Here is a 6,215-nt window from a genome sequence, read left to right on the forward strand (position 1 = left end):
GGCCGGACGTGGGGACCGTCCGGCCGGCGCGCATCCTTGCCAGCACCACCACCCCAACGCCCGAGCGGCCAGCCCTGAGAGCGCGCAACGAGATGCCGCCTCGCCGCGTCAGCCGGATGCCGCGTCCACGCCCGTCGGCGGCCCGGTCAGAACACGTGCGAGCAAGTCACGAAGGTGCCTCTGGTCGGAACCGGGCAGCTCGAAGAAGTTCCGAGCCAGCGCGTGGGCCCTGGACCGCAACTGCCGGCGTTTGCTCTCCCCGGCTTCGGTGAGCACCACATGCTTGACACGACGGTCACCCGGCGCGGGCTGACGGGTCACCAAGCCGCGACGTTCCAGACCGTCGACTATGCCGGTGACGTTCGACGGCTCGCATGACAGCCAGTCGGCCAGCTGACGCATGGGGGCGGGCTCGGACAGGTTGGTCAGGACGAGCGCCTGGGCCGGGGGAAGACCGAGTTCCGCCGCGGCGGCGTTGAACTGGGCGCGCAGCCGCCCGGTCACCTCGAAGACGAGGCCGCTCAACTCGGCCACGACCGCGTCCGCGCCGGCCTCGGCCTCGACATGGGGGCTCATGCCACCAGCATAGTCACCGATTAAGCCACTTAACTGTTCAGCTCCTGAAGTAACTGCTACGCTCCACGACGACCAAAAGGTTCAGTTCCTGAACTATCGAGTAGCTGAAGGAGTTGTGGCGATGACCCGAACGAGCACCCATGTCAGCCGCAGGAATCCACGACCCGCGCGGGCACTCGCCGTCGCGGGCGCCGTCGCGGCCGCGCTGGCGGTCTGGGCGGTCGGCGAACCCCTCCTGGGCCAGGACCTGGTGATCCGGCAGGAAGGTCAGGAGCCGCGGGACCTGGGAGCGGCCGCCATCGGCGTCTTCGCGCTGGCTCCGTCGCTCCTCGGCTGGGTGCTGATGGCCGTGCTGGAAAAGGTGACGCGACTGGCGGCCCGGATCTGGACGGCCACCGCCCTCGTCCTGCTCGCGGTGTCGTTCCTGCCCGTCATCGGCGTGCAGGCTTCAGGCGGGACCAGAGCGGTGCTCGCCCTCACCCACCTGGCCGTCGGAGCCGTTCTCATCCCCGTCTTCTGGTGGACGGCCGCATCCCGCAACACCGACACGGGGAGCAGGCCATGACCGCGCCCGAGAACGAGATCTTCGACAGCCCCACGCCCTGGGTCGCCGATCACATCCGCGCCTACCTGGAGACCGGCGGCGTCCAAGGACACCTCTACCAGGGCTGGCCGACGCTGCTGCTCACCACGCGAGGCCGCCGGTCCGGCAAACTGCGCCGCACCGCGCTGATCTACGGCCGCGACAAGGACCGTCACCTGCTGGTGGCCTCGAACGCCGGAGCCGCCCAGCCTCCCGCCTGGTACCTCAACCTCACCGCGCACCCGCAGGTGACCGTGCAGCTCGGAGCCGACACCTTCGTCGCACAGGCCCGCACCGCCACTCCACAGGAGAAGCCACCGCTCTGGGCCCGGATGACCGCGGTCTTCCCCCTCTACGACACCTACCAGGCCACCTCCGAACGCGACATCCCGGTGGTGGTCCTGGACACCGTCTCGCCCTGACTGGCCGGTCAGAGGGCGTTCAGGGCCTCCCGGTGACCGCTCCGGTGTCCGGGTCGATGAGAACGCGGGGCGCTCTCGCGCCGGAGAAGTCGAACATCGAGTCCAGCGCATTGGCGCGGGTGTCGAAGGAGGCGTCTCCGATACGGCCGGCGCCCCAGTTGTCCTCGATGAAGCGCAGGATCGACGCCTGCTCCGAAGGGCGGTGGTCGACGTGGTTCACTCTGGCGTACGGCGAGATCACGATCAGGGGCAGCCGCTGGCTCGGCCCGCACCGGTCCTGGTAGCCCCCGGCCGCCCCGACCTTCCGGCAGGCCGGTCCGTCCTGCGCGGGGTCGGCCGAACCGTTCGTGATGCGCGACGGGACGTGGTCGTACCAGCCGTCGGAGTCGTCGTAGGCAAGGATCACCGCCGTCGAGGCCCATTCGGGGGACTTCTCGATCGCGTTCACGGTGGACGCGACGAACCGCTGCTCGTCCAGAGGATCGGAGTAGCCGGCGTGGCCGTCCTGGTAGGCGGGGGCCTTGAGGAAGGAGACGGCCGGCATGCGGTGCGCGGCGAGGGCGGCGTGGAAGTCGGCCAGGTCGTACTGGTGGTTGGCCTGGTCGGTGTGGCCGATCGCAGCCACCCCTGACGGAGGCACGTGCTTCTCGTTGGCCGTCGACCTGTAGTACTGGAACGGCTCGTGGTGCGGGCTGTAGTCGACGACCCGGTTCTTGCCGATGTTGGCGTGCGCGGCGCCGCAGACCTTGTAGCCGTTCCTCGTGCCGGTCGGACGGAAACCGCCCTGGAACCAGCCCCACGTCACGTGCTTCGCGTTCAGGAGGTCGCCGATATTGCGGCCGGTCATGACGGTGAGGCCGCCGCCGGACGCGTGGCCATCGCCGGAGCAGTCGTCGAACGCCGGATCAGGGTCGTTGATCACCGTGCCCACGCCGTCCCCGTCCGGGGACGAGACCACCGACGGATCCGAGACCTTCTCGTGCGTCTTCGGATCGACCGCGTAACCGCCGTGCGTCTGCCCTGAGACGAGATTGAGGGCGCCGGGGGTGGACGGCCCGAACACCGAATCCCAGGAGTTGTCGCTCATCGCATAGTTCTGCGCGTAGTTCCACATGGCGGTGACCGTGTTGCCGTCGTAGTAGTCCATGACGAGGCCGGGCCCGCCGAAGAAGAGCGGCCGGCCGCCGCACTCGCCGCGCTCGGTGAACTCGACGAACCTGTCCATGCGGCCGCCGTTGACCGCCTTCTGCTCGGCGGCGTAGCCGTGGTCCTGGTCGCAGGTGAGGGCCTGGGAAGGACCGAGCCGCCTCGGGTCGTACCGGTTGGGGTTCCTCGTCAGGAGGCGTCCGCTCAGCCCGTCGGCCTTCGGCGTGCCCGGCGCGGCGTGGAACGGCGTGCCGTCGGTGTTGGCGGCCTTCGGATACGTCCCGAAGTAGTGGTCGAAGGAGACGTTCTCTCCGTAGATCACGACGACGTGCTCGATCGGGCTGCGCGCCTCCGCCGTGGTGTGCGGCGAAGGAGCGGCTCCCTCGCCGCCGCCGCAGCCAGAGCTCAGCGCCGCCGTGCCGACCACGACCATGGACGCGGCCAGCACCGAGGGCCTGCGCATCTCTCCACCACCCAAGCATCGGGACGACCGGCGATCCCGCCCGTCACGCGCCGACTGCGCGGGCGGCGATCGATCCCTAGGGGCAATGCCCCGCCGATGGCGTCCGCACCGTTCGCGACGCCTGGAAGTGCGAAGAAATGGCCTCCGCCGAACGGAGAGATGGAGTCCGAGCGTCCCAGCGGGCCGGGAAGGCTCCGAGCCGCGCGGAAAGCCCGGAGCCGAAGCCCGGCTCCGGGACCGATCGGGCCGGGGTCAGCCGAAGCGGCCGGTGATGTAGTCCTCGGTGGCCTTCTGCTCCGGGTTCGCGAAGATCTTGCTGGTGTCGTCGATCTCGATGAGCTTGCCGGGCTTGCCCGTCCCCGCGATGTTGAAGAACGCGGTGCGGTCGCTGACCCGGGCCGCCTGCTGCATGTTGTGCGTGACGATCACGATCGTGTACTGCGTCTTCAGCTTCTCGATCAGGTCCTCGATCGCGAGGGTGGAGATCGGGTCGAGGGCCGAGCACGGCTCGTCCATCAGCAGCACCTGCGGCTGGACGGCGATCGCCCGCGCGATGCACAGCCGCTGCTGCTGCCCGCCCGACAGGCCGGCGCCGGGCTTGGCGAGCCGGTCCTTGACCTCGTTCCACAGGTTGGCCCCGCGCAGCGACTCCTCGACGACCTCGTCCAGCCGGCCCTTGCGGCGGACGCCGTTCAGCTTGAGCCCGGCCGCCACGTTGTCGTAGATCGACATGGTGGGGAACGGGTTGGGCCGCTGGAACACCATCCCGACGACGCGCCGCACCGCGACCGGGTCGACGGCCGAGTCGTAGAGGTCCTCCTCGTCCAGCATCACCTTGCCCTCGACGCGGGCGCCCGGGATGACCTCGTGCATCCGGTTCAGGGTGCGCAGGAACGTGGACTTGCCGCAGCCCGACGGCCCGATGAACGCCGTCACCGAGCGCGGCTCGATCGTCATCGAGATGTCCTCGATGGCGTGGACGCCGCCGTAGTAGGCGTGCAGCCCGGATACCTCGATCCGCTTGGCCATGGGGTCAGGGTTCCTTTCTCTGGGTCAGCGGGCTCCGCGCGTGCGCGGCTGTCGAACCAAGGGGGATCAGCGCCCCGCGGGCGCCTTGCGCCGCGCGACGAGCCGGGCGACCAGGTTGAGCAGCATGATGATTCCGATCAGCACGAGCGCCCCCGTCCAGGCCCGGTCGATCGAGTTCTGGTTGGGGTCGGCGGCCTGCTCCCAGATGAAGGTGGGCAGCGAGGCCTGCGCGCCGTTGAACGGGTCGTTGTTGATCGCCTTGGTGAAGAAGATCGTGAGCAGCAGCGGCGCCGTCTCGCCCATCACGCGGGCGACGGCGAGCATCACGCCGGTGACGATGCCGGTCATCGCGGTCGGGAGGATGACGAAGCAGATCGTCCGCCAGCGCGGCACCCCGAGCGCGTAGGACGCCTCGCGCAGGTCGTTCGGGACGAGCTTGAGCATCTCCTCGGTCGCCCGCACCACCGTGGGGATCATCAGGATCGTCAGGGCGAGGGATCCGGCGAGTCCGGAGAAGTCGAAGCCGAACGTCAGCAGCCACAGCGCCAGCACGAACAGGCCCGCGACGATCGACGGGATGCCGGTCATGACGTCCACGGTGAAGCTGATGACCTTGCCGAGCCGCCCGTTGCCGGCGTACTCCACCAGGTAGATGGCGGTGAGCACGGCGATCGGCACGGCGATCAGGCTCGTGATCAGCACCTGCTCCAGCGTGCCGATGATCGCGTGGTAGGCGCCGCCGCCGGCGTCGCTGCCGCTGACGGCGTTCATCGAGAACTGGAAGAACGTCAGGTCGAGGCGCTTGGCGCCGTTCACGGCCACGGTCCACAGGACCGACACCAGGGGGATGAGCGCCAGCGCGAACGCGAGGTAGACCAGGCCCTGGACGGCCCGGTCCTTGATCTTGCGCCCGGCGGACACCGGCCCCAGCCGGGCGCCGGGGGCGGGCTTGCTGGTGGAGACGGTGGTCACACGAACTCCTTCCGGCGCGCGACGACCGCGCGGGCGGCCATGTTCACGAGCAGGGTGATCACGAACAGCACCAGGCCGGAGGCGATGAGGGCGCCGCGCCCGGTGGTGGACGCCTCGGCGAAGCTGTTGGCGATGTTGGAGGCGAACGTGGCGCCGCCGTTCTCCAGCAGGTGGATGTTGATCCCGGGCACGAAGGTGAGGACCATCGCGACCGCGATCGTCTCGCCCATGGCGCGGCCGAGCCCGAGCATGGCGCCGCCGATCATGCCGGAGCGTCCGTAGGGCAGCACCGCCATCCGGATCGTCTCCCAGCGGGTGGCGCCGAGCGCGAGCGCGGCCTCCACGTTGGCCCGCGGCACCTGCAGGAACACCTCGCGCGAGATCGACGAGATGATCGGCAGGATCATGATCGCGAGCACCACGGAGGCGGTGAAGATCGAGTTCTTTCCGGGAGAGTCGCCCCCGAAGATCGGGATCCAGCCGAGGACGGAGTTCAGGAACGTGCTGATCCCCTCCATGTGCCGGGACAGGAAGACCAGGCCCCAGAGCCCGTAGACGATGCTCGGCACCGCCGCGAGCAGGTCCACGACGTACCCGAGCCCGGAGGCGAGCCGCCGCGGCGAGTAGAAGGAGATGAACAGCGCGATGCCGACCGCGACCGGCGTCGCGATGAGCATCGCCAGCAGCGACGACACGACCGTCCCGAACGCCAGCTGCGCGATGCCGAACCTCGGCGGCGTGGCGTTCGGGTTCCATTCCTCCGCGGTCAGGAAGTTCGCCTTGTTGTCCTGCAGCGCCGGAACGGCCTTCCACACGAGGAAGACCGCGATCGCGGCCATGATCAGCAGCACGATGATGCCCGAGCCGCGGGCCGCCGAGACGAAGATCTTGTCTCCGGCGCGCCCGGTGCTCATCCGCCTCGCGGCGGCAGGGCGGTCGACGCCGGCGGCCGCGCCGACGCCGGTCTCGCTCATCACGGGACGTCCTCCTTCGATCATGTCGCCGGAACCCGCGTTGGCCCCGC

At 69.5% G+C, this 6,215-nt stretch carries 7 protein-coding genes; 2 read left to right on the forward strand and 5 right to left on the reverse strand.

Going from position 1 to position 6,215, the window contains the following annotated elements; all coding sequences use genetic code 11:
• Window positions 1-108: 108 nt before the first annotated feature.
• Window positions 109-576, reverse strand: coding sequence for a MarR family transcriptional regulator (locus AB0C69_RS36240; RefSeq protein WP_360359969.1), 468 nt, complete (start codon window positions 574-576; stop codon window positions 109-111).
• 121 nt (window positions 577-697) lie between these two features.
• Between AB0C69_RS36240 and AB0C69_RS36245 the strand changes: the two genes are divergently transcribed.
• Window positions 698-1,141 (forward strand): DUF6069 family protein, encoded by a 444-nt coding sequence (locus AB0C69_RS36245; protein WP_345172776.1) that lies wholly within the window; start codon window positions 698-700, stop codon window positions 1,139-1,141.
• Window positions 1,138-1,581, forward strand: coding sequence for a nitroreductase family deazaflavin-dependent oxidoreductase (locus AB0C69_RS36250; protein ID WP_360359973.1), 444 nt, complete (start codon window positions 1,138-1,140; stop codon window positions 1,579-1,581). The genes AB0C69_RS36245 and AB0C69_RS36250 overlap by 4 nt, the downstream gene beginning before the upstream one ends.
• A 19-nt stretch (window positions 1,582-1,600) precedes the next feature.
• Here the strand turns inward: AB0C69_RS36250 and AB0C69_RS36255 are convergent, their stop codons facing one another.
• From AB0C69_RS36255 to pstC, 4 genes are all read right to left on the reverse strand, one after another.
• Window positions 1,601-3,190 (reverse strand): alkaline phosphatase family protein, encoded by a 1,590-nt coding sequence (locus AB0C69_RS36255; protein ID WP_360359976.1) that lies wholly within the window; start codon window positions 3,188-3,190, stop codon window positions 1,601-1,603.
• A 252-nt stretch (window positions 3,191-3,442) separates the two neighbouring features.
• Window positions 3,443-4,219: a phosphate ABC transporter ATP-binding protein PstB gene (gene pstB / locus AB0C69_RS36260; RefSeq protein WP_185031461.1), complete on the reverse strand. Its 777-nt coding sequence runs from the start codon at window positions 4,217-4,219 to the stop codon at window positions 3,443-3,445.
• A 66-nt stretch (window positions 4,220-4,285) separates the two neighbouring features.
• Complete coding sequence (gene pstA / locus AB0C69_RS36265; RefSeq protein WP_360359980.1) at window positions 4,286-5,191, reverse strand: phosphate ABC transporter permease PstA; 906 nt, start codon at window positions 5,189-5,191, stop codon at window positions 4,286-4,288.
• Window positions 5,188-6,168 (reverse strand): phosphate ABC transporter permease subunit PstC, encoded by a 981-nt coding sequence (gene pstC / locus AB0C69_RS36270; protein ID WP_360359983.1) that lies wholly within the window; start codon window positions 6,166-6,168, stop codon window positions 5,188-5,190. Before pstC ends, pstA begins: the two co-directional genes overlap by 4 nt.
• Window positions 6,169-6,215 lie beyond the last annotated feature (47 nt).

It is taken from the genome of Actinomadura sp. NPDC048032, from assembly GCF_040653175.1.
Classification (GTDB): domain Bacteria; phylum Actinomycetota; class Actinomycetes; order Streptosporangiales; family Streptosporangiaceae; genus Spirillospora; species Spirillospora verrucosospora.

Excerpts from the sequence above, each read along its gene's own strand:
- pstB (WP_185031461.1), bottom strand. The coding sequence starts at position 4,219 with ATGGCCAAGCGGATCGAGGTATCCGGGCTGCACGCCTACTACGGCGGC.
- AB0C69_RS36250 (WP_360359973.1), top strand. The coding sequence starts at position 1,138 with ATGACCGCGCCCGAGAACGAGATCTTCGACAGCCCCACGCCCTGGGTC.
- AB0C69_RS36240 (WP_360359969.1), bottom strand. The coding sequence starts at position 576 with ATGAGCCCCCATGTCGAGGCCGAGGCCGGCGCGGACGCGGTCGTGGCC.
- AB0C69_RS36245 (WP_345172776.1), top strand. The coding sequence starts at position 698 with ATGACCCGAACGAGCACCCATGTCAGCCGCAGGAATCCACGACCCGCG.
- AB0C69_RS36255 (WP_360359976.1), bottom strand. The coding sequence starts at position 3,190 with ATGCGCAGGCCCTCGGTGCTGGCCGCGTCCATGGTCGTGGTCGGCACG.